This is a genomic window from Ruegeria sp. CF2, from assembly GCF_056537385.1.
In genome coordinates this window covers 386,431-410,993 of sequence record NZ_JBQFRL010000001.1, presented here as the reverse complement: position 1 = coordinate 410,993, position 24,563 = coordinate 386,431, and the positions used below count along the sequence as shown (strand labels likewise).

22 protein-coding genes are annotated in these 24,563 nt (G+C 62.1%); 8 read left to right on the top strand and 14 right to left on the bottom strand.

Going from position 1 to position 24,563, the window contains the following annotated elements; translation table 11 throughout:
* Positions 1–23 precede the first annotated feature (23 nt).
* A complete protein-coding gene (locus ACR0IR_RS02015) occupies positions 24–1,556 on the bottom strand; it encodes an acyl-CoA carboxylase subunit beta (RefSeq protein ID WP_170340194.1) in 1,533 nt (510 codons plus the stop codon).
* 172 nt (positions 1,557–1,728) lie between these two features.
* Here ACR0IR_RS02015 and ACR0IR_RS02010 point away from each other — a divergent pair, with 172 nt between their 5' ends.
* Together ACR0IR_RS02010 and ACR0IR_RS02005 are read left to right on the top strand one after the other, a co-directional pair.
* Positions 1,729–2,934 carry a multidrug effflux MFS transporter gene (locus ACR0IR_RS02010; protein WP_170364637.1) on the top strand — a complete coding sequence of 402 codons (1,206 nt, stop codon included), beginning with the start codon at positions 1,729–1,731 and terminating at the stop codon, positions 2,932–2,934.
* 65 nt (positions 2,935–2,999) lie between these two features.
* Positions 3,000–4,400 (top strand): helix-turn-helix domain-containing protein, encoded by a 1,401-nt coding sequence (locus ACR0IR_RS02005; protein ID WP_170364638.1) that lies wholly within the window; start codon positions 3,000–3,002, stop codon positions 4,398–4,400.
* Between the two features lie 46 nt (positions 4,401–4,446).
* On the opposite strand, the gene ACR0IR_RS02000 is transcribed toward ACR0IR_RS02005, so the two are convergent.
* The 6 genes from ACR0IR_RS02000 to ACR0IR_RS01975 all read right to left on the bottom strand — a co-directional run bounded on the left by ACR0IR_RS02000 (position 4,447) and on the right by ACR0IR_RS01975 (position 10,279).
* Positions 4,447–4,686 carry an HP1242/YdcH family protein gene (locus ACR0IR_RS02000; protein WP_093964776.1) on the bottom strand — a complete coding sequence of 80 codons (240 nt, stop codon included), beginning with the start codon at positions 4,684–4,686 and terminating at the stop codon, positions 4,447–4,449.
* A gap of 127 nt (positions 4,687–4,813) precedes the next feature.
* Positions 4,814–6,472, bottom strand: coding sequence for a choline dehydrogenase (gene betA / locus ACR0IR_RS01995; RefSeq protein WP_170364640.1), 1,659 nt, complete (start codon positions 6,470–6,472; stop codon positions 4,814–4,816).
* 86 nt (positions 6,473–6,558) lie between these two features.
* Positions 6,559–8,067 carry a choline-sulfatase gene (gene betC, locus ACR0IR_RS01990; RefSeq protein WP_170364642.1) on the bottom strand — a complete coding sequence of 503 codons (1,509 nt, stop codon included), beginning with the start codon at positions 8,065–8,067 and terminating at the stop codon, positions 6,559–6,561.
* On the bottom strand, positions 8,064–8,636 hold the full coding sequence (betI, locus tag ACR0IR_RS01985; protein ID WP_170364644.1) for a choline-binding transcriptional repressor BetI: 573 nt from the start codon (positions 8,634–8,636) through the stop codon (positions 8,064–8,066). The genes betC and betI overlap by 4 nt, the downstream gene beginning before the upstream one ends.
* Positions 8,637–8,730: 94 nt before the next feature.
* A complete protein-coding gene (locus tag ACR0IR_RS01980; protein WP_170364646.1) occupies positions 8,731–9,639 on the bottom strand; it encodes a DMT family transporter in 909 nt (302 codons plus the stop codon).
* 40 nt (positions 9,640–9,679) lie between these two features.
* Positions 9,680–10,279, bottom strand: coding sequence for a LysE/ArgO family amino acid transporter (locus ACR0IR_RS01975; RefSeq protein ID WP_170364648.1), 600 nt, complete (start codon positions 10,277–10,279; stop codon positions 9,680–9,682).
* A gap of 84 nt (positions 10,280–10,363) precedes the next feature.
* Between ACR0IR_RS01975 and ACR0IR_RS01970 the strand changes: the two genes are divergently transcribed.
* A complete protein-coding gene (locus tag ACR0IR_RS01970; protein WP_170364650.1) occupies positions 10,364–11,248 on the top strand; it encodes a LysR family transcriptional regulator ArgP in 885 nt (294 codons plus the stop codon).
* A 21-nt stretch (positions 11,249–11,269) separates the two neighbouring features.
* Here ACR0IR_RS01970 and ACR0IR_RS01965 read toward each other — a convergent pair whose 3' ends face one another.
* The gene (locus ACR0IR_RS01965; RefSeq protein ID WP_170364652.1) at positions 11,270–12,535 is read right to left on the bottom strand and encodes a permease; all 1,266 of its coding nucleotides are present in this window, start codon (positions 12,533–12,535) and stop codon (positions 11,270–11,272) included.
* Positions 12,536–12,713: 178 nt separating this feature from the next.
* On the bottom strand, positions 12,714–13,454 hold the full coding sequence (locus tag ACR0IR_RS01960) for a YebC/PmpR family DNA-binding transcriptional regulator (RefSeq protein WP_170364653.1): 741 nt from the start codon (positions 13,452–13,454) through the stop codon (positions 12,714–12,716).
* 110 nt (positions 13,455–13,564) lie between these two features.
* Here ACR0IR_RS01960 and ACR0IR_RS01955 point away from each other — a divergent pair, with 110 nt between their 5' ends.
* The 4 genes from ACR0IR_RS01955 to ACR0IR_RS01940 all read left to right on the top strand — a co-directional run bounded on the left by ACR0IR_RS01955 (position 13,565) and on the right by ACR0IR_RS01940 (position 18,715).
* Complete coding sequence (locus tag ACR0IR_RS01955) at positions 13,565–15,337, top strand: SLC13 family permease (protein WP_170365637.1); 1,773 nt, start codon at positions 13,565–13,567, stop codon at positions 15,335–15,337.
* A gap of 40 nt (positions 15,338–15,377) precedes the next feature.
* Complete coding sequence (locus ACR0IR_RS01950; RefSeq protein ID WP_170364657.1) at positions 15,378–16,112, top strand: glutamine amidotransferase; 735 nt, start codon at positions 15,378–15,380, stop codon at positions 16,110–16,112.
* 72 nt (positions 16,113–16,184) lie between these two features.
* Positions 16,185–17,042, top strand: coding sequence for a bile acid:sodium symporter family protein (locus ACR0IR_RS01945; protein WP_170340175.1), 858 nt, complete (start codon positions 16,185–16,187; stop codon positions 17,040–17,042).
* A gap of 11 nt (positions 17,043–17,053) precedes the next feature.
* A complete protein-coding gene (locus ACR0IR_RS01940) occupies positions 17,054–18,715 on the top strand; it encodes an FAD-binding dehydrogenase (protein ID WP_170364658.1) in 1,662 nt (553 codons plus the stop codon).
* 13 nt (positions 18,716–18,728) lie between these two features.
* On the opposite strand, the gene ACR0IR_RS01935 is transcribed toward ACR0IR_RS01940, so the two are convergent.
* The 3 genes from ACR0IR_RS01935 to ACR0IR_RS01925 all read right to left on the bottom strand — a co-directional run bounded on the left by ACR0IR_RS01935 (position 18,729) and on the right by ACR0IR_RS01925 (position 22,247).
* Positions 18,729–19,466: a YbaY family lipoprotein gene (locus tag ACR0IR_RS01935; protein ID WP_170364660.1), complete on the bottom strand. Its 738-nt coding sequence runs from the start codon at positions 19,464–19,466 to the stop codon at positions 18,729–18,731.
* A 99-nt stretch (positions 19,467–19,565) separates the two neighbouring features.
* The gene (locus ACR0IR_RS01930; RefSeq protein WP_170364662.1) at positions 19,566–21,344 is read right to left on the bottom strand and encodes an SLC13 family permease; all 1,779 of its coding nucleotides are present in this window, start codon (positions 21,342–21,344) and stop codon (positions 19,566–19,568) included.
* Positions 21,345–21,434: 90 nt separating this feature from the next.
* Positions 21,435–22,247 (bottom strand): TIGR00282 family metallophosphoesterase, encoded by an 813-nt coding sequence (locus ACR0IR_RS01925; protein WP_170357221.1) that lies wholly within the window; start codon positions 22,245–22,247, stop codon positions 21,435–21,437.
* Between the two features lie 129 nt (positions 22,248–22,376).
* Here ACR0IR_RS01925 and ACR0IR_RS01920 point away from each other — a divergent pair, with 129 nt between their 5' ends.
* Positions 22,377–22,607 carry a putative hemolysin gene (locus ACR0IR_RS01920; protein ID WP_170357220.1) on the top strand — a complete coding sequence of 77 codons (231 nt, stop codon included), beginning with the start codon at positions 22,377–22,379 and terminating at the stop codon, positions 22,605–22,607.
* 3 nt (positions 22,608–22,610) lie between these two features.
* Here ACR0IR_RS01920 and ACR0IR_RS01915 read toward each other — a convergent pair whose 3' ends face one another.
* Together ACR0IR_RS01915 and mgtE are read right to left on the bottom strand one after the other, a co-directional pair.
* Positions 22,611–23,168: a 5-formyltetrahydrofolate cyclo-ligase gene (locus ACR0IR_RS01915; protein WP_170340768.1), complete on the bottom strand. Its 558-nt coding sequence runs from the start codon at positions 23,166–23,168 to the stop codon at positions 22,611–22,613.
* The gene (gene mgtE / locus ACR0IR_RS01910; protein ID WP_170364664.1) at positions 23,165–24,559 is read right to left on the bottom strand and encodes a magnesium transporter; all 1,395 of its coding nucleotides are present in this window, start codon (positions 24,557–24,559) and stop codon (positions 23,165–23,167) included. The genes ACR0IR_RS01915 and mgtE overlap by 4 nt, the downstream gene beginning before the upstream one ends.
* Positions 24,560–24,563 lie beyond the last annotated feature (4 nt).

The following is a 24,563-nucleotide window of genomic DNA, read 5'->3' as shown; positions in this document are numbered from 1 at the left end:
CCGGGGCAAAGCGCCCCGGCGGATTACAGCGGAATGTTGTCGTGTTTCTTCCAAGGGTTCTTCAGCTGCTTGTTGCGCAGGCTGGCAAAGGCCCGCGACACACGGCGGCGCGTCGAGTGCGGCATGATCACCTCGTCGATGAAGCCGCGTTCGGCGGCGACAAACGGGTTGGCGAACCGATCCTCATAGTCCTGAGTGTGCTTCGCGATCTTGTCCGGGTCTCCCAGATCGGCGCGGTGGATGATTTCGGTTGCACCCTTCGCGCCCATCACCGCGATTTCGGCGGTCGGCCAGGCATAGTTGAAATCACCGCGCAGGTGCTTTGACGCCATGACGTCATAGGCACCGCCGTAAGCCTTGCGAGTGATCACGGTCACCTTGGGCACAGTCGCTTCGCCATAGGCAAACAACAGTTTGGCGCCATGTTTGATGACACCGCCATATTCCTGGCTGGTGCCGGGCAAAAAGCCGGGAACGTCCACCAGGGTCAGGATCGGAATCTCAAAACAGTCGCAGAACCGTACAAACCGTGCGGCCTTGCGGCTGCTGTCAATATCCAGACACCCCGCCAGAACCATCGGCTGGTTTGCCACCACGCCGACGGTCTGCCCCTCAAGCCGAATGAAGCCAGTGATGATATTCTTCGCGAAATCTTCCTGGATTTCGTAGAAATCACCCTCATCGGCTACCTTGGTGATCAGTTCCTTCATGTCGTAGGGGGTGTTGGGGTTTTCCGGGACCAGCGTGTCCAGAGAAGTTTCGATCCGCCCCGGCTCGTCAAAGAACGGGCGCACGGGCGGCTTTTCCCGGTTGTTGAGCGGCAGGAAGTCCACCAGCCGCCGCACCTCGGCCAGCGCCTCGACATCGTTTTCGAAAGCGCCATCAGCCACACTGGACTTCTTGGTATGGGTCGACGCCCCGCCCAGTTCCTCGGCGGTGACGACCTCGTTGGTGACGGTCTTCACCACGTCGGGGCCGGTCACGAACATATAGGAAGTGTCTTTGACCATGAAGATGAAGTCGGTCATCGCCGGGCTGTAGACAGCGCCACCGGCACAGGGGCCCATGATCACCGAGATCTGCGGCACCACGCCCGAGGCCATGATGTTGCGCTGGAACACCTCGGCATAGCCCGCCAGCGAGGCAACGCCTTCCTGGATTCGCGCACCACCCGAGTCGTTGATGCCAATTACAGGCGCGCCGTTCTGCATGGCCATATCCATGATCTTGCAGATCTTCTGCGCATGCGTTTCCGACAGAGAACCGCCAAACACGGTAAAGTCCTGGCTGAACACATAGACCATGCGGCCGTTGATCGTGCCCCAGCCGGTCACAACACCGTCGCCCGCAGGTTTCTGTTTTTCCATGCCGAAATCGGTGCAGCGATGGGTCACGAACATGTCGAACTCTTCAAAGCTGCCCTCATCGACCAGCAGCTCGATCCGCTCGCGCGCCGTCAGCTTGCCCCGCGCATGCTGCGCATCGATCCGTTTTTGCCCGCCACCCAGGCGCGCGTCCTCACGGCGGTTCTCAAGCTCGGCAAGGATGTCCTTCATCACGATTTTCCCCTGTCAAATTTGTGGCGACAATATAGATTGCTCCGCATCACCCAAAGGCCTTTTCGGCAAATTTGCAAAATTTTGGCAATTACATTTCTGAGAATTGCAAATCAGTTAATGTTTGTGCATCGGCATGGCCTTTCCAGAATACCGGAATTATGAGTGAACCATGCAGTTCAGTTCCACGTCTACGCACCGCTCTCCGCCCAAGCTGCTAACGCTTGTCCTGCTGTCGGGATTGTCGGCGCTCAGCATGAACCTGTTCCTTCCCAGCCTGCCTTTCATGGCGGTGTATTTTGAGGCCGACTACAAGGTCATGCAGCTGTCGATTGCGTTGTATCTGCTGATCAACGCCGTTCTGCAGATTCTGATCGGTCCGATCGCCGACAAGGCCGGGCGGCGGCCGGTGTTGCTGTGGGGTCTGCTGCTATTTCTGATGGCAACGCTGGGGTGCATCTACGCCCCCAACGTCGAGACATTTCTGGCCTTCCGCATGGGGCAGGCCGTTATAGTCGTGGGGATCGTCCTCAGCCGCGCAGCGGTGCGCGACATGTATGACCAGGATCAGGCCGCATCCATGATCGGTTACGTCACTATGGGCATGGCCGTCGTGCCGATGATCGGACCGGCCATCGGGGGCATTCTGGAGGAAAGCTTTGGCTGGAAGGCCAATTTCTGGCTGCCCTTCGGACTGGCCGCCTTCGCGCTGGCGCTGACCTATCATGACTTCGGAGAAACCTCGGCCAAGAGCGGCAAAACCCTGATCCAACAGTTTCGGGAGTATCCCGAACTGCTGACCTCTCCGCGGTTCTGGGGGTACTCGCTGTCATCCGCGTTGTCGTCTGGCGCGTTCTTCGCCTATCTGGGTGGCGCGCCTTTCATCGGCACCGAGATCTTTGGCCTGACCGCCGCCGAAGTCGGAATCTATTTCGGCGCCCCTGCCGTCGGTTACTTCTTCGGGAACTTCATCAGCGGCCGGTACTCGGTACGCTATGGCGTGAACCGGATGGTGCGCTGGGGCTGCTGGCTGAACGCAATCGGCGTCGCGCTGTCCGCGGTTCTGTTTCTGGCGGGTTGGGGCTCGGCGCTCAGCTTTTTCGGGTTCATGACATTCGTCGGCTTGGGCAACGGCATGTCGATCCCGAATGCCACCGCCGGATCGCTGTCCGTGCGACCACACCTGGCTGCGACCGCATCCGGGCTAAGCGGCGCGATCATGCTGGGCGGCGGCGCAGCTCTCAGCGCCCTGGCCGGTGCGATGCTGACCAATGAAACCGGTGCCATGCCGCTGTTGTGGTTGATGTTGGCCACATCGGTTCTGGCCATCGTCGCGATCAGCAGCGTGATCTGGCGGGAACGTCAACTCGGCATCTAGCCATCTTGCACCCGGGACTTTGCAAAGTTAGCCTGCGAAGGCGGAATAACTGCAAAGAAAACCCGATGGCCACTCAGAAACTCTACGCAGGTGCAAAGCTGCGCGAAATGCGGACGCGTCTGACGCTGACGCAAAAGGAATTTGCCGCCAAGCTGGGTGTTTCCCTGCCCTATCTGAACCAGATGGAGAACAACAACCGGCCGATCTCGACCACGGTTGTTCTGGCGCTGGCGCAGGAATTCGGCATGGATGTAACCGAGCTGAGCACTGGCGACAGCGAGCGTCTGGTCTCGGACATGCGCGAGGCGCTGGCCGATCCGGTCTTTGCGGATGCCATCCCCCCTCTCGCCGACCTGCGGCTAACGGCGTCCAATGCCCCCGCATTGGCACGGTCCTTCATCGAGCTGCACAAAGCCTACCGTCAAACCCACGAGAGGCTCGCCTCGCTGGACGAGGCCCTCGGACGCGAGGACGCGCGTATTCAGGCCAGCCCGTGGGAAGAGGTGCGCGATTTCTTTCACTACTGCGACAACTACATCGACGCGGTCGATCGGGCCGCTGAACGGTTCGCCGCCCGCGCCGAAGGACCGGGAGGCATTCGGCAGGCAGCACTGGACAGCCTGAAGGAACGCGGGGTTCAGGTGATGTTCGAAGACATTCCGGCCCTGCGCAGCTATGACAACGCTACAAAGACTTTGCGCCTGTCCTCGCGCGCTGCGCCGCAGACCCAGGTCTTTCAATTGCTGCTTCAGGTCGCCCTGATCAGTCAGGACAAGCTGCTCGAGGCCACGCTGGACTTTGCCAAGTTTCAAAGCGAGGAAGCCCGCTCGATCGCCAAGATCGGCCTCGCAAACTATTTCGCCGGCGCGTCGCTGATGCCCTACACCGCCTTTCTGTCAGCAGCGCAGGAAGATCGACACGATCTTGAACTGCTGAGCAACCGGTTCGGCGCGTCGATCGAGCAGGTTGCCCACCGCTTGTCCACGCTGCAGCGACCGGGCGCCAAGGGCATCCCGTTCTTCTTTGTGCGGGTCGATCAGGCGGGCACGATCACCAAACGCCATTCGGCCACCCGGCTGCAATTTGCGCGGTTCGGCGGGGCCTGCCCGCTTTGGAACGTGCACCGGGCCTTTGAAACGCCTGGTCATTTCCTGCTGCAATTGGCGGAAACACCCGACGGGGTTCGGTATATCTCGATCGCGCGGGACGTGTCGAAATCGGGCGGGTCCTTCGGTGCGCCAGTGCGCCGTTACGCCATCGCCCTCGGGTGTGAGGTCCGGCACGCCGAAGCACTGGTCTATGCCGACAATCTGGATATCAACAACACCAGCGCCTACGAACCGATCGGGATTTCCTGCCGCATCTGCGAACGCCAGACGTGCCACCAACGGTCCGTACCACCGCTGGAGCGCCGACTGAAGATCGACGCCCACACGCGCGGCACGCTGCCCTACGAAGTCACCTGAGCCGAAAAACGGAAAAGGGCAGGATCAGTTCCCGCCCTTTTTTGGTTCACGCTTTGCTCAGGATCGACCAGATCTGATCCTTGAGCGCGGCCCGCTTTTTGCGCAGTTCGCCCTCGGCCAGGTCTTCCATCGGTTCAACATTGGTTTCCGCCCGATGCACCATACGGTTGAGTTCGTGATATTCGTCCGCAAGCCGGGCGAAATGGGCATCGGTCTGCTTGAGCTGGCTCATCAGTTCAACTTTGTCCGGGAATTCCTCGGCCAGTTCATGCGGGGTATGGGACATTCCTGCTCGCTCCTTGAGTTTGGTTTCGCACTACAGCTAGACCCTAATACCAAAGCTGACTTTGACTCGGATCAATTGGAAGGGGAATGTTTCCCTCGCGGTCGCATCCCCATTACCGACACTGCATTCAACGCTGCGCCTCGGCCCATTTGGGGTGGATCCATGGCCGGTCATTGGACCGGGGCAGCGGGTCTTTGCCCAGCAAATGATCCGACATTTTTTCACCCACCATGATCGACGGCGCGTTCAGGTTACCATTGGTGATCTGCGGGAACACCGAGCTGTCCGCTACGCGCAGCCCATCCACCCCGATGACGCGGCCCTGCGGGTCGACGACCGCGTTCGGGTCGTCCGCCCGCCCCATGCGGCAGGTGCCGCAGGGGTGATAGGCGCTCTCGGCATGTTCGGCGATGAAAGCGTTCAGTTCTTCGTCGGTCTGCACGTCCGCACCGGGCTGGATCTCCTTGCCCGCATAGGGCTTGAACGCGTCCTGGCCGAAAATCTCGCGGGTCAGGCGGATGCAGGTGCGGAAATCCTCCCAGTCCTGCTCGGTGCTCATGTAGTTGAAGCGGATCACCGGCGCGTCCTCGGGCTTGGCCGAGCGCAGCGTCACCGCCCCGCGCGAGGGCGAGCGCATTGGCCCCACATGCGCCTGGAAGCCGTGCCCCTCGGCTGCGGCCTTGCCGTCATAACGCACGGCGATGGGCAGGAAGTGGTACTGGATATCCGGGTACTCGACCCCCGGCTTCGACCGGATGAACGCCGCGCTTTCAAACTGGTTCGACGCGCCAAGGCCGGTCTTGGTGAACAGCCACTGCGCCCCGATCAGGCCCTTGCCGAACAGGTTCCAGTATTTGTACAGCGTGATCGGCTGCAGCGAGGCCTGCTGGATATACAGTTCCAGGTGATCCTGCAGGTTCGCGCCCACGCCGGGCCGGTCGGCGACAACATTGATGCCGTGCTCGGCCAGGTGCGCGGCCGGTCCGATCCCCGACAGCATCAGCAGCTTGGGCGAGTTGATCGACGAGGCCGCCAGCACCACCTCGCGCCGGGCGCGCACGATCTGCGTGCGGCCACCCCGGATCAGTTCGACCCCTGTTGCGTGGCCATCCTCGATCACCACGCGCGTGGCGAGGCCCCGGACGATGTCACAGTTCGGCCGTTTCAGCGCAGGCTTCAGATAGGCATTGGCCGCCGACCAGCGCCGCCCTTTCCAGACGGTCTGCTCCATCGGGCCGAAGCCCTCCTGTTTCTCGCCGTTGTAGTCGTCGGTCAGCTCGTAGCCCGCCTGCCGCCCGGCCTCGACGAAGGCCTTGAACAGTGGGTTCTTGCGCGGCCCTCGCGACACATGCAGCGGGCCGTCGGTTCCGCGCCATTTCGGGTCACCGCCATGGCCGCCGTCGTGCCAGCTTTCCATCCGTTTGAAATAGGGCAGAACATCCGCGAAGGACCACCCATCCGCACCCATATCGGCCCAGGTGTCAAAGTCGCGCGCATGGCCGCGCACATAGACCATCCCGTTGATCGAGGACGACCCCCCGATCACCTTGCCGCGCGGGCAGGCCAGCCGCCGGTTGTTCAGGTGGGGTTCGGGCTCGGACTGATAGCCCCAGTCATAGATCGGCATGTTCATCGGATAGCTAAGCGCCGCCGGCATCTGGATGAACGGCCCGGCATCGGTGCCGCCATGCTCGATCACCAATACCGAGGCCCCTGCCTCGCTCAGGCGATAGGCCATCGCGCATCCGGCGGATCCGGCGCCGACGATGACGAAATCTGCTTCCATGGTCGTGTCTCCATTGGTCCCGACCGGTGGCGCGGGATGTCCCGTGCGTTGCCACCGGTGGGCGTAACTTCAAAATGCGAAAGAGGTCATTCGCCGCGCGGGAAGCGCTGACTTTCCTCGAGATTGTCCAGATTCATGTGGTTGCGCATGTAGCGCTCGGACGCTTGCTGCAGCGGCTGATAATCCCACGGGTAATAGCCGCCCTGCCGCAGCGCCTCGTACACGACCCAGCGCCGCGCCTGGCTGGCGCGCACCTCGGCGTCGAACCGGTCCAGATCCCAACGGGCCTCGAACTTGGCACGCAAGGTCTGCAGCGTGCCGGCGTGCTCGGGCTTGTCGGCCAGGTTCTCCAACTCGTGCGGGTCGGCCTCGAGGTCGAACAGCTGATCGGGGTCCAGCGCGCAGCGGTTGTATTTCCACTTGCCATAGCGCATCGACACCAAGGGCGCATAAGACGCCTCGGCCGCGTATTCCATCAACACCGGCGCCGTACGCTCGGTGCCATTGGCCAGTGGCACGAGGCTTTCGCCATCCGTCCATGGGGCAATCTCGGCCATGTCCACGCCCGCCAGCGCCCCCAGCGTCGGGGTCACGTCGATGGTCGAAACCGGGGTGTCGATGCGGCCCGTCGGCAGGTCCGGCGCCGAGATCATCAGCGGCACCCGGGCCGAGCCTTCGTAGAAGTTCATCTTGAACCAAAGGCCCCGCTCGCCCAGCATGTCGCCGTGGTCCGAGACGAAGAGAATGATCGCCTCCTGCCGGGTGGTTTCCAGCACGTCGAGGATCTCGCCGATCTTGTCGTCCAGGTACGAGATATTGGCGAAATAGGCACGGCGCGAGCGGCGGATGTCTTCTTCGGTGATGTCGAAACTGCGCCAGTCATTGGCGTCGAAGATGCGCTTGGAATGTGGATCTTGGTTTTCATAGCCCAGATCGCCGACCTCGGGCAGCAGGTGCTCGCAATCCTCGTACAGGTCCCAGAATTTGCGCCGCGCAACATAGGGGTCATGCGGGTGGGTGAAGCTGACGGTTACGCACCACGGGCGGTCATCCTTGCCACGGGCCAGATCATACAGCTTGGCCTTGGCGTGATAGGCGACCTCGTCATCATACTCCATCTGGTTGGTGATCTCGGCCACGCCGGCCCCAGTGACCGAGCCCATGTTGTGATACCACCAGTCGATGCGCTCGCCCGGTTTGCGGTAATCCGGGGTCCAGCCGAAATCGGCCGGATAGATGTCGGTGGTCAGGCGGTCTTCGAACCCGTGCAACTGGTCGGGACCTACGAAATGCATCTTGCCCGACAGGCAGGTGTAATAACCCGCGCGGCGCAGGTGGTGGGCATAGGTGGGGATGTCGCTGCGGAACTCGGCTGCGTTGTCATAGACCCCCGTGCGCGAGGGCAACTGGCCCGACATGAAGCTGGCCCGCCCCGGCGCACACAACGGTGAGGCCGTGTAGGCATTGGCAAACCGCGTCGACCGCGCCGCCAGTTTCTTGAGGTTAGGCGCGTGCAGCCACTCGGCGGGACCGTCGGGAAAGAGGGTACCGTTGAGCTGATCCACCATCAGGATCAGAATGTTGGGTCGTGTCATTTTTCGGCCTCGAGCAAGGTCGTCAGGACGCGCATGGCGTGGGTAACCGCCAGTTGCGGTTCCTCGGGCGCGGACAAAGCGGCGCGGATGTACAGACCGTCGATCAGAGCGATCATGTTCTCGGCCGCTTCGACCGGGTCCTTCATCAGCGGGCGCAAGGCGTGGATCAGGTTCGACCGGATCCGCGCTTGATAGATCTGCCACAGGCGCAGCGCGTCATCGTTGGTCTGGGCCAGAACGTAAAAGGTCATCCACGCGGCGATCACGTCGGGGGTAAAGCAGGACGGCGCGAAACAGGCGCGGATGATGGCCTGGGCGCGCTGATCCGGGGCCGCGGCCTTCAGTTCGGTTCGGGCTTCGGCGCCGAAATCGCCAAGGATGCGCCGCATCGCCGCCAGAAAGATCTGGTCTTTCCCCCCGAAGTAATGGTGCGCGAGGGCGCTGGACATGCCGGCGCGTTTGGCGATCTGACTGACGGTTACATCCAGGGACTTCTTGGACCCCAACTCGGCAATCGTCGCCCTGACGATCGCATCGCGCCGGATCGGCTCCATTCCGAGTTTTGGCATAACCGCCCCCAAACCTAGTCTCAATAGAACAAACGCTAAGGGCTTTTTATTGACTCGTCAATCAATAACGTTGCCCTTGGGGGCTCCGGGGCGGTTACAGCTTGGGGACAAGGCTTGGAGGGGTCAAGCCACTGCGGTTCAGGACGGCTTCGCGCCAGGTTATGAAACTGACCGCTGCGAGGATCAGCGTCCCCCCAGCGACGACCCAGATATCGATGCCCTCTTGAAACACAAGCGCACCCAGAAGCGTGGCCCAGATCAGCTGCAGGAAGGTGACCGGCTGGGTCACCGCGACGGGTGCAGCCTGCAAAGCCAAGGTCATGAAATAGTGCCCCGCCGTTGCAAAACTGGCGATCATGAACAGCACGCCGATGTCGCGCAGGCTGGGCGGAGTCCAGACGGCGATCGCAAAAGGGATAAGAAACAACGTCGTCCAGATCGACAGATGCGCCACAACGACCGAAGGCCGCACGTCCTGCACCATCGCTTTGGCCAGCAGGTACGACCCCCCCAACATCAGCGAGGTGCCCAGCATCGCCAGATGTCCGGCGGAAATCTCGCGGAACCCGGGTCGTAGAATGATTACAGCGCCCACGATGGCGACAAGCACGGCCGCGATACGGCGAAAGGCCATCGTCTCGCCCAGAAAAAGCGCGGCGCCCAAGGTCACATAGACCGGCGTCAGGTAGTTCATCGCAGTCACTTCCGCCAGCGGGATACGGGTCATCGCAAAGAACCACAACATGACCCCGACCGCATGTACGGCCCCACGTAATCCGAACAAGGCGATATGCCGGCGGGTCAGATGCGTGGTCAGGATCGCCCGCATGGCTGGCAGCAGAAAGACCAGCCCCAAAGCATACCGCAGGAACGCAGCCTCAATCGGATCCATCGAGGTACCCAGAGACTTGACCAAGGCTGTCATCGCCACAAAGGACAGCCCGGCGCTGAACATCCAGAACATTCCGGCAAGCGGGCGGGATTGGGTGGCGATCGTTGTCATGGGTCCGGTTGAACACGGAAACCCGGCGACGAACAAGCCTCTACATTGCGACCAGCTTCCAGGCGATCGCCAACATGACAATACCGATCAGCACATCCAGCACCTGCCATGCCCTGGGCCGAGCGAAAATGGGAGACAGCACCCTGGACCCATATCCCAGAGTGAAGAAGAAAACGAAACTGGCGGACATGGCGCCGATGGCGAAACCCATCCGGTCTTCATACTGCGCCGAAATCGAACCGATCAGCACCACCGTGTCCAGATAGACGTGCGGATTGAGCCAGGTGAAGGCCAGAACGGTCAGCAAGGCCGCGCGCAGACTTGTACGCTTCGCCTCTCCGACCTCAAGCGCGGCGCCGCCGCGCCAGGCTGACGCCAGACTGCGCAGTCCGTACCACGTCAAGAACAGCGCGCCGCCGTATCGCATCATCGGCTCGAACCAAGGCGCCGCAGTTGCCAGGCTGCCGAAGCCCGCGACACCTGCGGCGATCAGAATGGCGTCCGACACGGCGCATGTCAGGCACAACACAAAAACATGCTCGCGCCGGAGCCCCTGCCTGAGAACAAACGCATTCTGAGCGCCGATTGCCAGGATCAAACTGAAGCCAAGCGCAAAGCCGGCGATGACGGATGTAGACATGGATCCTCCTGTTCAGGTCCGTTGACTACGCGACAGATACGCATGTATCAAATTAAAGAAAATGAGCCATAATTAGTCTTTCTAATGCACTTGGACCCACATCACCTGGCCGCGTTGGCCGCTATTCTGCGGCATGGCAGCTTTGACGCCGCCGCTGCGGAACTGGCGGTAACGCCATCTGCGATTTCGCAACGGATCAAGGCGCTGGAGGATCGGGTCGGCGTATCGTTGATTCACCGCGGCACGCCCTGCACCGGAACCCCGGCTGGCTTGCGGCTTGCCCGCCATGCCGAAGACATCGGCCTGCTTGAGGCGCAACTCAATCGCGAGCTTTCGCTGGAACAGGGCACAGGCCCCACCCGAGTCAGGATCGCGGTTCCGGCGGATGTTCTTTCCACCTGGTTCATAGACGCGATGGCAGCCGTTGATGATATGCTGTTTGACCTTGTGATCGACGATCAGGATCACTCGGCTGAATGGCTGCGGCGCGGGGATGTCAGCGCCGCCATCTCGGTGGGCGGGCAAACCGTCCCGGGATGCGATTCCATTGCCCTCGGCACGCTCAGATACCTGCCGACGGCAAGCCCCGAGTTCATGGCTCGTTGGTTCCCTGACGGAGTGAATGCTCAGAGCCTGTCGCGGGCACCCTGCCTGACCTTCAACAGGAAGGATGCCCTGCAAAAGGCCTGGATCCATGCGCAAACGGGTAGCCGGCTGTCTCCGCCGACCCACTTTCTGCCCTCGTCTCACGGGTTCGTAGTCGCTGCTGCCGCAGGTTTGGGTTGGGGGATGAACCCCGCGCATCTGGTCCAAAGCGCGATCGCGGATGGCCGTCTGCGCGAGCTTGTGCCCAACACCCCGCTGGATGTGCCACTGACCTGGCAGGTCGGGCGTATCCTTGCACCGGCGCTTTCACCGTTGACGCGAGCGGTCCGGAAAGTTGCGGCGCAAGTGCTGGCAAACCCGTAACACCATGCTGTGATCGATGGCTCAGGTGACGCGTTCCGCATCCTTCGGCTGCGGCGTGACCAGACGATAGCATGCGATTGCGGACCAAAAACTGCACAAGGTGAGGAAAGCGACGGCCAGTGCGACCTCGTTCATATGCGCAACCGCTGCCAACCCGGCCGACCCGACAATCGCCACGAGCCTGCAAATGCTCTTGATCGCGGCAGACGCCTTGACCCGCTGTTCCTTGGGCGCGGTGTCAATGAAATAAAGCTTGCGCGCACTGCCGATGCCGGTTGTCGCGACGGTCGCCACGAACAGGGCGATCGCGTGCAGATGAACGTCGTGGTCAAGATGCAAATAGTGAACCGCAACCAGAACGACGCCCGTCACCCCCACCATCAACGACCCGGCCACCATGACCGCCCGGTGTGACTTCATGTTCACGAGCTGCCACAAGGGCGCGGCGACCAGATAGCCGGTCGCCGACGAAATGATCAACGCCGTCAGCCCCTTTGCCGATCCATGATGCGCCTCGGCTGCGATCAACGCAAAGAACGGCACCGACAGAGAAACCCCGACCAGCGGCAGCCGCATGGTCAGATACCGCCGGAACCAGGCGAATTCGAACATGGCCCGAGCGTCCGACAGGAACTGCCCCGCAGCTCGGCGACCGGTTTGCGCCTGGGGTTGCGACCGCGACAGTTCCGCAAGGGCAAGAATGGACAATCCGGACAGCACAAAGAACCCGGCAGACACCGCGATCACGGTCGAGTGACGCGAGAATGGCGGGTTGTCCGAAGTCAGATGATGCAGCGTCAATGTCAGCCCGATGGCCCCAAGCCCCCCTGCCCCCAGTTGAAGATAGCTCATCCAGATCCGGGATTTCGAGCGCAGGTGATCCCCCCAAAGGTCAGTGAACATTAGCGCCTGGACCTCTTCGATCATGCCGATTGCAAAGAAGGCCAAGACGAAAGCCGCAGCCACCGTGGGCGAGCCCCCGATCGCCGCAACCACGATGGCTGCCAGTAGGCACGCACCAATCGCGACCTCGGTCAGGGCAATGGAACGTTTCTTCTGCTGCTTCGCGGACACAGGGACAGCAAAGAACATGTCCGAAATCATGTTGCCTGCCTGACGCACGGAAACCAGCGCCCCGGCAAGAAACATGGGCATTTCCAATGAGACCGCCAGAAACGGCAAGACGATCGAAGGGCTGCCCATCGTCCACGCCACCTGGGACAGCACGCTTTGGCTTGCCAGAACCGGCACATTCCGCCGCTCCAATTCCGTGGATTTGCCTGTCATGTCCTGTCGTGCCGGCCCCAACCTGTCTGTCGCAAGGTCTCTGCCAGCTCCTTTCTGCGCGGTTCAACCCTAAGGGTATGCGCAGGACCCACATGCGCCAAGGACCAACTGCGACGTAGGCAAAAAAAAGCAACCCGGCCGTGTTCGGCCGGGTTCCCAATACAACCGAGTGCGGCGCTTAGAGTTGCGCCATCACCTCGTCGGTGGCCTCGAAATTGGTGGTCACGCGCTGAACGTCGTCATCGTCCTCAAGCGCTTCGACCAGCTTCATCAGGCGCTGCATGTCCTCAAGGCCCAGTTCGGTGGTGGTCGTGGGTTTCCACACCAGCTTGGTGGATTCAGATTCACCCAGAGTCGCCTCGAGCGCACTGGACACTTCGTTCAGGTCGGTATCCGCACACCAGATGATATGACCGTCTTCCGAGCTCTCCACATCCTCGGCCCCAGCCTCGATGGCCGCCTCGAAGATCGTGTCGGCATCGCCCGCCGACGCGGGATAAATCACTTCGCCCTTCCGGTCGAACATGAACCCGACCGAGCCGGTCTCGCCCAGGTTTCCGCCATTCTTGGAAAAGGTCGAACGCACGTTCGACGCAGTGCGGTTGCGGTTGTCGGTCATCGCCTCGACGATCACGGCCACACCGTTGGGACCGTAGCCTTCGTACCGGATTTCTTCGTAATCCTCACCGTCGCCCGCCTGGGATTTCTTGATCGCGCGTTCGATCACGTCCTTCGGCACCGAGTTCGACTTGGCCTCTTTGACCGCCAGACGCAAGCGCGGGTTCTTGTCGGGATCGGGGTCGCCCATCTTGGCGGCCACGGTGATCTCTTTCGACAGCTTGGAAAACAGCTTGGACCGCGCGGCGTCCTGGCGCCCCTTGCGGTGCTGGATGTTGGCCCATTTTGAGTGGCCTGCCATGTTGCGTCCTCGTAATCGTGATTGCGTATTCGGCGCACATATAGACGTTTGAGGGGCAAAGGATCAAGACACCCGCTTGCTCGTGCAGTCAGCGCGTTTATGGTGGCCCAATGACGACAGATCAGATCATTCTCTTTGCACTCTTTATTACCGTATTCGGTCTGCTGCTTTGGGGGCGGTTCCGCTATGACCTTGTGGCGTTTGCCGCCTTGATGGTCGGCGTGATCCTGGGCGTTGTGCCGGTTGACAAAGCCTTTGCAGGGTTCGGCCATCCGGCCACGATCATCGTGGCGCTGGTGCTTGTGGTCTCGGCCGGGTTGGTGCGGTCGGGTGCGGTGTTCCTGATCACCCGCACGCTGGTCGATGCCTCGCGGGGCCTGGGCGCGCATATCGCGCTGATGGGCGGGATCGGAGCGGTTCTGTCGGCCTTCATGAACAACGTGGCGGCGCTTGCGCTGCTGATGCCTGTCGACATTCAGACCGCGCGCAAGGCGGGACGTTCAGTTGGGCTGACGCTGATGCCGCTGAGCTTTGCCACCATTCTGGGCGGCATGGCCACGTTGATCGGCACACCGCCCAACATCATCATCGCGTCGATCCGGCAGGAAACCTTGGGTGAGCCGTTCCACATGTTCGATTTCGCCCCGGTTGGCGGGCTGGCGGCCATCGCGGGTCTGGCCTTTGTCGCCCTGATCGGCTGGCGGCTGATCCCCAACCGGGGCGAACAGACCGAGAGTTCGGAAACGCTGGCGGAATATATCGCTGAACTGACAATCCCGGCCGAGTCACCCCATATCGGCAAGCGCGTCGCCGAGCTGGACGAGGTCGCCGAGAAATCCGACGTCGCCATCATCGGCCTGATCCGGGACGGCAAGCGCCGCTATGGCCGCGCGGCAAACGCGATCCTTCAGGAAGGCGACGCGCTAGTGCTCGAGGCCAGCCCTGAGGCGCTGGACGAGTTCCGCGCCGCGCTGAACCTGGATTTCTCGGATGCCCGCCGGCAAGAGCTACTGACAGCTGCCGGCGACGGGTTGGAGGTGATCGAAGTCGTCGTGCCCGAAAGCGCCCGCATCAATGGCCGTACGGCACAGGGGCTGGGGCTGGCCTGGCGGCAGAACACGATCCTGATGGGCATTTCCCGCCAGGGCCGGCGCATCACCCAACAGGTCCGCAAGACCGAGGTGCAGCCGGGCGACATCCTGCTGTTGCTGTGCCCCCGCGACCGGGGCGCGGACGTGACCGAGTGGCTGGGATGCCTGCCTCTGGCCCAACGCGGCCTGAATGTGACCGCAAATGACAAGGCGTGGCTGGCCATCGGCTTGTTCGCCGCCGCCGTTCTGGCCGCCAGCATCGGCCTGATCTACCTGCCGATCGCGCTGGGGCTTGTGGTGATCGCCTATGTGCTGACCAAGATCATCCCGATTACCGAGATCTACAATCAGATCGAATGGCCGGTCGTGGTTCTGCTGGGCTCGATGATCCCGCTGGGCAGCGCGCTGGAAAGCTCGGGCGGGACGGAACTGATCGCGAATGCGCTGGTCCAACTGACCGACGGCCTGCCGGCCTGGGCCATACTGACGGTTCTGATGGTCGTGACCATGACGCTGTCGGACGTGCTGAACAACACAGCAACCGCCATCGTGGCCGCGCCGGTGGGCATCCAGATGGCGCGCACGCTCGAGGTTTCACCCGACCCGTTCCTGATGACGGTGGCGGTGGCCGCCTCGGCGGCGTTCCTCACCCCGATCGGGCACAAAAACAATACGCTGGTGCTGGGACCCGGCGGCTATCGTTTTGGCGACTATTGGCGTATGGGCCTGCCCCTGGAAATTCTGATCGTGGCGGTTTCGGTCCCGGCGATCCTCGTGTTCTGGCCGCTGTGAGGGCTTGCGTGACTGCCGGACCGCGCGCTAAGGGCAGCGCATGAAACGCTTTCTGATCCTGCAGCTGCGCCCCGAGACCGATGCCTCGGACGCCGAATATGCCTCGATCCTGAACCGGTCCTGGCTGACACCCGAGCGTACCCACCGCATCCGTCTGGATTGCGAGGCCCTGCCCGAAGGTCTTGACGTGACCGACTATGCTGGCGTGATCGTGGGCGGCGGGCCGGGCTGCGTCAGCGACGACCCGGCCAGCAAATCTCAGATGGATGCCCGGATCGAGGGCGCGATCATGGGGCTGATGCCGCAGATCACGGCGCACGATCATCCTTTCATGGGCTGCTGCTATGGCCTGGGCATTCTGGCCGCGCATCTGGGCGCGCCGGTCAGCAAGGACCGCTATGGCGAGCCGGTCGGCCCGTCGCGCTGCCACCTGACCGAGGATGGCGCCCGCGACCCGCTGACCGCCGGGCTCGAGCCCGACTTCGATGCCTTCGTCGGTCACAAAGAGGCGGTGCAGGCCCTGCCCGCGGGCTGCGTGCATCTGGTCGCGTCAGACCCCTGCCCGTTCCAGATGATCCGCTGGGGCCAGAATGTCTATGCCACGCAGTTCCACCCCGAAGCCGACGCCAAGGACTTTGAGCAGCGCATCCACATCTACAAGGACCACGGCTATTTCCGTCCCGAGGACGCCCAGCCGCTGATCGAACGCTGCCACGCGGCCGAGGTCACGCAGCCCGGCGAAATCCTGCGCCGTTTCGCCCAGCGCTACGGGTGACCCAACGGCGCGGTTGCCTGACCGGGGACCGCGCGCTTAGGTTGGACCGAAACGACTTTGGGAGGGGTTGTTTTGGATCTTCTGATAAACGTGGGCCTGCCGGTTTCGCTGGCCATCATCATGCTGTCTTTGGGCATCGGGCTTGAGGCGGCGGATTTCCGGCGCGTGATCAGTCGGCGTTATCCGTTTGCGATCGGCGCGGTCTGCCAGGTCGTTCTGCTGCCGGTCGCGGCTTTCGTCACGGTCAAGCTGTTCGCGCTGCCGCCGGCGATTGCGGTCGGGTTCATGCTGCTCAGCTTTTGCCCGGGCGGCGTCACCAGCAACATCCTGTCGAAACTGGCGAAGGCCGATGTGGCGCTGTCGGTCAGCCTGACGGCGGTGATCAGCCTGCTGTCGATCGTCACGGTGCCGGTTCTGGCGGCCTGGTCGATTGACCACTTCATGGGCGAGGACGCACCTGAAGTGTCGATCAGCGGTCTTGCGCTGGCGATGTTCTTGATCACCACCCTGCCCGTCGCCATCGGCGTTGGCCTGCGCCACTTTGCAACCGCTTTTGCCAACCGGATCGACGGCCCCCTTTCCAAACTGGCCACCATCCTGTTCGTGTTGATCGTGATCGCCGCGCTGGCTGGAAACTGGCAGCTGTTCGTCGACAATCTGGGCATCATGGGCGCCGGGCTGATCTCGCTGAACCTCGCGCTGCTGCTGATCGGATTGGGGCTGGCGCGGGCGGCGAAACTGTCGTGGAATGAGGCCAAGACCATCTCGATCGAAACCGGCATCCAGAACTCGACCCTGGGCATCACGCTGGCGGCCCTGATCACCGGAACCGAAAGCGGCTTCAGCCCGCTGGCCCTGCCCTCGGCCGTCTACGGGATCACCATGTACGCCGTCGCGATCCCCTTCATCGCCTGGTACCGCAACCGCTGAAAGGACAGAGCATGACCGAAAACACTGCTGATGCGATCGTCGTGGGCGGCGGGCTGGCCGGCCTGGCCGCGGCAGCCGAACTGGGTGACCGCGGCAAGAAGGTGATCGTGCTGGACCAGGAACCCGAGCATTTCCTGGGCGGTCAGGCATTCTGGAGCCTTGGCGGCCTGTTCATGGTCGACACGCCCGAGCAGCGCCGTATGGGTATCCGCGACAGCCGCGACCTGGCCCTGCGCGACTGGATGGGCAGCGCCCAGTTCGACCGGGACGAGGACGCCTGGCCCCGCAAATGGGCCGAGGCCTATGTCGAATTTGCCGCCGGCGAGATGCGCCCCTGGCTGCACCAGATGGGCCTGCGCTGGTTTCCCGTGGTCGGCTGGGCGGAACGCGGCGGGTCCTATGCCGACGGTCACGGCAACTCGGTCCCGCGGTTCCATATCACCTGGGGCACCGGCCCGGGTGTGCTGGAGCATTTCATCCGCCGGGTCCGCGAGCATGTCAGCGCCGGCCTGATCCAGTTGAAGTTCCGCCATCAGGTCAGCCACATCATCATGCAGAACGGCGAGGCCAAGGGCGTCTCGGGTGAGGTTCTGGCCGATGACGCGGCCCAGCGCGGCGGCAAGACCAACCGCGACGAAGTGGGCGAGTTCGAGGTCTACGCCCCATCGGTCATCGTCACCTCGGGCGGGATCGGCGGCAATTTCGAGATGGTGCGCCAGAGTTGGCCCCGCGACCGCTTGGGCGAACCGCCCAAGGACATGGTGGCGGGTGTGCCCTTCCATGTGGATGGTCGGATGATCGCGATCAGTGAAAAGGCCGGCGGCCACGTGATCAACGGCGACCGAATGTGGCACTACACCGAAGGCGTGCGCAACTGGAACCCGATCTGGCCCGCGCATGGTATCCGCATCCTGCCCGGCCCCAGCTCCATGTGGTTCGATGCGCGCGGCAACCGGCTGCAGCCCCCCTGCCTGCCCGGGTTCGACACGCTGGGCACCCTGCGCGAGATCCTGAAAACCGGCTATGAATACAGCTGGTTCGTTCTGACCCAGAAGGTCATCAAGAAGGAATTCGCGCTGTCCGGGTCGGAACAGAACCCCGATTTCACCTCGGGCAGTTGGAAGGAGGTCATCCGTCAGCGGGTCCTTTCGGGGTCGAAGGCCACCGGGCCGGTCGAAGCGTTCAAGGAAAAGGGCGAGGATTTCGTCGTCGCCAACACGCTGACCGAATTGGTGAACGGGATGAACCATCTGGGCGGCGGCCTGATCGACGAGGCGCATCTGCGCGCCCAGATCGAAGCCCGCGATTCACAGGTGGACAATCCGTTCTCGAAAGATGCTCAGATGATGGCGATACTGGCGGCGCGGAACTATCGCGGTGACAAGCTGATCCGCACCGCCAAACCGCACAAGTTCCTCGATCCGAAAAACGGTCCGCTGATTGCGGTCAAGCTACATGTGCTGACCCGCAAGACGCTGGGCGGTTTGCAGACCAATCTGGACAGTCAGATGATCGGGGCCGATGGTCAGGTGGTGCCCGGCCTGTTCGCGGCCGGCGAAGTCGCGGGGTTCGGCGGCGGAGGCTATCACGGCTACAACGCGCTTGAGGGCACGTTCTTGGGCGGATGCATCTTCTCGGGCCGCAATGCCGGGCGGTCGAGGGCCGTCGCCTGACGGCCCTTGCGCGCTATTGGTCGCGGCGGAACTGCAGCACCGGCTCTCCATCCGCATCAAGCAGAACCAGCGTGTCCCCGCGCTGAACAAAGCTTGCAACCTTTGGCAGAGCAGCCAGGAATTCCCGCTCGACCTCGTCCAGCGGCGGCGGGCAGGCCATCAAGGTGGCGGCCATGTTGTCGGGGAAGGACATCGACTTGCCCGTTATCTCGGCCTGTCCGCTGAACCGGTTGCAACCGCCTGTTCCCCCAAAGGCTCCGCCCTCGGCAAAGGTAATCTGCGGGCGTTTCTCGGTGTCCAGCGCAACGCCGTTCACCTCGGTTGCGGTCCATTGCGTGTTCTCAAGCATCGCCGCACCCCGTTCCTGCACCTTGACCATGACCAGATCGACCGAGTTTCCGGCGTCGTTGGTCAGAACCGGGTAAGCGGTATCGGTGGTGAACAGCAGCTTGCCGTCCTGATGCACCGAGGCTCGCACCACATAGCGGTGCCGATCCTGAACCAACGCGTCGTCATAAGTCAGCTCGAACTGGGCAGGCACGCCCGTCAAAGCATAGCGCTGCGCAGCCAGCGTGACGGCTGGCGCGTCAGCCAGTGAAACGTCCTGCAGTTCGACGAACAGGGTTGCCCCGGGCGGAACCGCGATACGTTCGCGATATGTGGCTGTTCCCTCGACGGTCCCCGCCTGGGCGGCGCCCCACACGGCTGCCCACAACGCGGTTCCTGCCAGCAGGTTTTTTGCGGTTTGCATTGTCCGATCCCTTTGTCACCAGTTTCCAGCACAAAAGATCGGGACATCAGCGCGTTTTACAAGGTTTTTCAGTTCCAAACGGCAAATTCGTGCCGGAGATCAAAGCGGCCAGAGGAACGGGATGATCAGCGAAGCCAGCAATCCAACCGTCAGGTTCAGCGGAATCCCGACCTTCATGAAGTCCGTGAACCGGTACCCACCGGGGCCGTAGACCATCATGTTGGTCTGATACCCGATCGGCGTCGCAAACGAGGCCGAGGCCGCGACCATCACCGCCACCACCAGCGGGCGGGGGTCCACCCCCACAGCCTGCGCCAGACCGATGGCGATCGGCGTGACGACAACCGCCACGGCGTTGTTCGAGACCAGTTCCGTCAGCACAGAGGTCAGCAGATAGATGGCCCAGACGATCAGGAACGGCGGCAGGTTGGCAAAGGACGGAGCAATCGCGTTGGCGATCAGGGTGACCGCACCCGAGCTGTCCAATGCAGCCCCGATGGCCAGCATGGCAAAGATCAGCGCCAGCAGACGGCCTTCGACAAAGGAAAACGCCTCGTCCGCGTCGATGCATCGCGTCAGCAGCACAACCGCAACCGCCAGAATCGAGAGCAGGAAAATCGGCGCCACACCAAGCGCCGCCAACACCACGATCCCAATCAGCGCAGCAATCGCGATCGGAGCATGACCGCGCCGGAAGGCGCGGGCCGACGGCTGGGTGACGTCGACCATGTCCATGTCGGCAGCCAGTTTGCTGATATCGGCCGGCGAGCCTTCGAGCAGCAGCGTATCACCGACCCGGACGACCAGATCGTCAAGTTGCCCCCCGATATTCTGATTGCGCCGGTGCACGGCCAAGACATAAACCCCATAGCGACGACGCAGCCGCAACGCACCCAATGTGCGCCCGACCATGCGACAACCGGGGGTGATCAGAACCTCAACCGTGCGTGTTTCGACCGCCGAAACCTGATCAACGCGTTTGAGTTCCTTGTTGCTTTGCAGGCTCAGCAGCTCGGTCATTTCCGTGCGCAACACCACGCGGTCACCAACCTTCAGTTCGACCCCTTTCAGGTTCCGCCGCAACGACTCGTCGCCGCGGATCACGTCGATGAGCCGCACGCCCGGACGTTTGAACAGCTGCACGCCGGTCACTTCACGGCCGATCAGGTTGCTGTCGGGCGGAATGACTGCTTCGGTGAAGAATTTCATCTTCGACCGATCGCTGAGCATGGTTGCCATGCTGTCACGCTCGGGCAGAAGGCGCGGCGCGATGAAGCGTAGGTAAATCATGCCGTAAATGACAAGAATGATGCCCAACGGCGTGACCTCGAAAATCGTGAAGGCCGGCAGGCCCTGTGCCCGGGCCACACCATCGACCAACAGGTTCGTCGAGGTTCCGATCAGGGTCAGCGTCCCGCCGAGAATCGCAGCGTAGCTGAGCGGGATCAGCAGCTTGGAAGCCGAAATATTCAACGTGCGGGCAATCTGTATGAACACCGGGATCATCACGACGACGACGGGCGTGTTCGAGACGACCGCCGAGGCCAGGACAACAAATGCCATCAGCAAACCGATGGCAATGCGCGGGTTGACCTGCGCCTGTTTCTGCGCCGTCGCTGTAAAGGCGTGCAGGGCACCGGTCCGGACCAGGGCGCCCATGATGATGAACATCGCCGCGATGGTCCAGGGCGCCGGGTTCGACAGAACCGCCAGTGCGCTTTGGTATGGAAGCACGCCGGTGACCAGCATCACCGAGACGCCGCCTATGGCAACGACCTCGGTCGGATAGACCTCGCGCATGAACATGACGAACATGCCCGCAACAACCGCCAGCGCAAGTATCGCGCTGCCCATATCTGACAATTGAAGGAGTTGCATTCGTGGTGTTCTGTCCGAAACCTGTCCCGGCCCAAGCGCCTGAGAGTCAGTTTCACGTATTGCAGGCCGCAGAGCAAGCCTGACGTGCGTTCACGGTGCAGCCTGCTGCAGGCGCCCGCCAACCCGGACCATGCTGATTGTCTTGGCTTGCCCGTCACGGTCATCAGTTTCTACGAAAACGCCGCTTAGCGTCGCTTCGCCATTGGCCGGGGTAAACCGTGCCTTGGGCATCCCCGTGATGAAGCGACGCATCGGCTCCTGCTTGTCCATACCGATCACCGAGTCATAGTCGCCGCACATGCCCGCATCGGTCAGGTAAGCGGTGCCGCCAGGCAGGATCTGGGCATCGGCGGTCGGAACATGGGTATGGGTTCCCACGACAAGGCTGGCGCGTCCGTCGCAGTAGTGGCCCATGGCCATCTTCTCCGAAGTCGCCTCGCAATGCATGTCCACGATGATGGCCTGCGCCTGACCGCCCCGCGGGTGAGACTTCAGGATCGGTTCCACCGCCGAGAACGGATCGTCGAACGGCCGCTTCATGAACACCTGTCCCAGCACCTGAACCACCAACACCTTGCGTCCGCCCGGCGCGGTGAACAGTCGATGTCCGCGACCGGGAGCACCCTTGGCGAAATTAACAGGGCGCACGATCCGGGGTTCGCGTTCGATGAATTGCAGCATGTCTTTCTGGTCGAAAGCGTGGTCGCCCAACGTCAGGCAATCTGCGCCCGACTCCAGCAGCAGCTTGGCATGATCGCCGGTCAACCCCATGCCGTTCGAGGCATTCTCGCCGTTGACCACCACGAAATCCAGCCGCCACTCGTCGCGCAGACGGGGCAGATGCTGTTGAACGGCGGCGCGGCCCGCGCGCCCCATCACGTCACCCAGGAACAAGATTCTCATATCGCGGTCCTAGGCCCTGCAAACGGCAATAACAAGGCGGAACGATGCAATTCGCGGGCCGCATGCGGGTTGAATTCCGGTGGAAACCTGCAATTCTGGCGCAATCGGTTTTTTCACTCGGAGATTTCGATGAAACGCATAGTCCTGACCGCAACTGTCTCTCTCGCTATATCGGGCAGCTTTGCTCACGCGACGACCAAGACCACAATGGCAAATCCGGCCGCGACCTTCTGCATCGAAAACGGCGGCGAATATCAGATCCGCAAAAACACCGATGGATCGGAATACGGCGTGTGCATCCTTGAGGATGGAACCGAGGTTGATGCCTGGGACTATCTGCGGAGCCACTTTGAGAACTGACGCCTAAAACGTCAGGACCCTGGTCTCGGTAACGATCATGTCCAGCGGCTGGTCCGTCGGTTCCAGCGGCAAGGCTTCGGCCTCTTGCGCGTCGAAGGCGAAACCGATGGCCAATGTGGGACGTTTGGCGCGCAGCCCTTCAAGCGTGCGGTCATAAAACCCGCCCCCATAACCCAATCGCCCGCCTTGCGGATCGAATGCCACAAGGGGCACGATCAGGATTTCAGGGTCAAAATAGTCGTCCGTCTCGGGCACCTTGGCGCCAAATGGACCATCTTTCAGCGGCCCTTCGGGTGTCCAGCGCGAAAACCGCAGAGGCCGTCCGGCGCCTTGGATGACCGGAACACCCACGGGACCATAGGCTGCGGCCTCGGCCATCGCGGGCAGAGGGTCGATTTCGGTGCGGATCGGCATGTAGCCAGTCAGCGGAACCCCACGAAATCCGGCCAGCACCTCGGACAGGCGGCCCGCGGCGGCCGGCGGCCCCGCGTCAAAGGCCGCTTTGCGTCGGGCAAAGGCAGCCTTGCGCGCTGCGGCCTTGATTTCGGTCAGATCGGTCACAGCAGCACCACGCTCGCAAGCCCTAGAAAGATGAAGAACCCCATCACATCCGTCGTCGTCGTAACGAAGGTTCCCGAGGCCAATGCCGGGTCTACACCCAGGCGATCCAGCACCACTGGTACTACCGTACCCGCGAACCCGGCGATGATCATGTTCACGACCAAGGCGGAACCGATCACGACACCCAGCAGCGGGGATTCAAACCACATCATCCCCACCGTCCCCAGAACGATGGCGAAACACAGCCCATTCAACATGCCCACCAGCAATTCTCGGCGGATGACTCGCGCCACGTTCGAGCCCGTCAGGTCGCGGGTCGCCAACGCCCGTACGGCAACGGTCAGCGACTGTGTTCCGGCGTTGCCACCCATCGAGGCAACGATGGGCATCAGAATTGCCAGCGCCACGATCTGCTCGATTGCCGCCTCGAACTGTGAAATCACCAGCGAGGCACAAATGGCAGTACACAGGTTGACCGTCAGCCAGGGCAAACGACGACGACTGGTTGCTGCAACACTGTCTGAAATCGAGCTGTCATCACTGACACCTGCCAGTCGCAGCATGTCTTCCTCGATTTCTTCATCCAGAACGGCCATCGCGTCGTCAATCGTGATGACCCCGACCAGCCGTTTGTCACTGTCCACCACCGGCGCGGAAATCAGGTGGTATTGGTTGAAAGCATAGGCAACGTCTTCTTCATCCTGATCGACCGGGATGATGTGGAACTCGTCCTCGGCGATGTCCTGCAACTTGGTATCGCGCCGCGCGGCCATCAACTTGCCCAACATGACTTGCGCCACCGGCTTCAGCCGCGGATCGACCAGAACAACGTGATAAAACTGCTCGGGCAGATCGTCCTGCGATCGCATGTAGTCGATTGCCTGCCCCACCGTCCAATGATCGGGAGCCATTACCACTTCGCGCTGCATCAGTCGGCCTGCCGAGTTCTCGGGATAGGCCAGCGCCTGCAGGGCCGCGATCCGTTCCGAGGCCTCAAGGGCCTCCAGCACCGCTTCCTGCTGCGGCTCCTCCAGATCCTCCAGAAGGTCCACGACATCGTCGCTTTCCATCTCTCGTACGGCCTCGGCCAGAACGTCGGGCCGCAGAACTCCAATGACCTCTTCGCGGACGGATTCGTCCAGTTCAGACAGAATGTCCCCGTCGAATTCCCGGTCATACAGGCGGATCAGCCGCGTCCGGTCGTAGGGGTTGATCTGTTCCAGAAGGTCGGCAATATCGGCCGCGTGCAGCGGCTCCATCAGCTCGATCAGCTTCTCGCGATCCTCGACATCCACGGCGTAAAGGATTGCGGCCACCGTTCGCCGGTCCAGCGCATAGACGTCATCATCGCGGGAGGGGTCGGTTCTGTTGTCTTCGGTGCCGGTCGTCATGCGC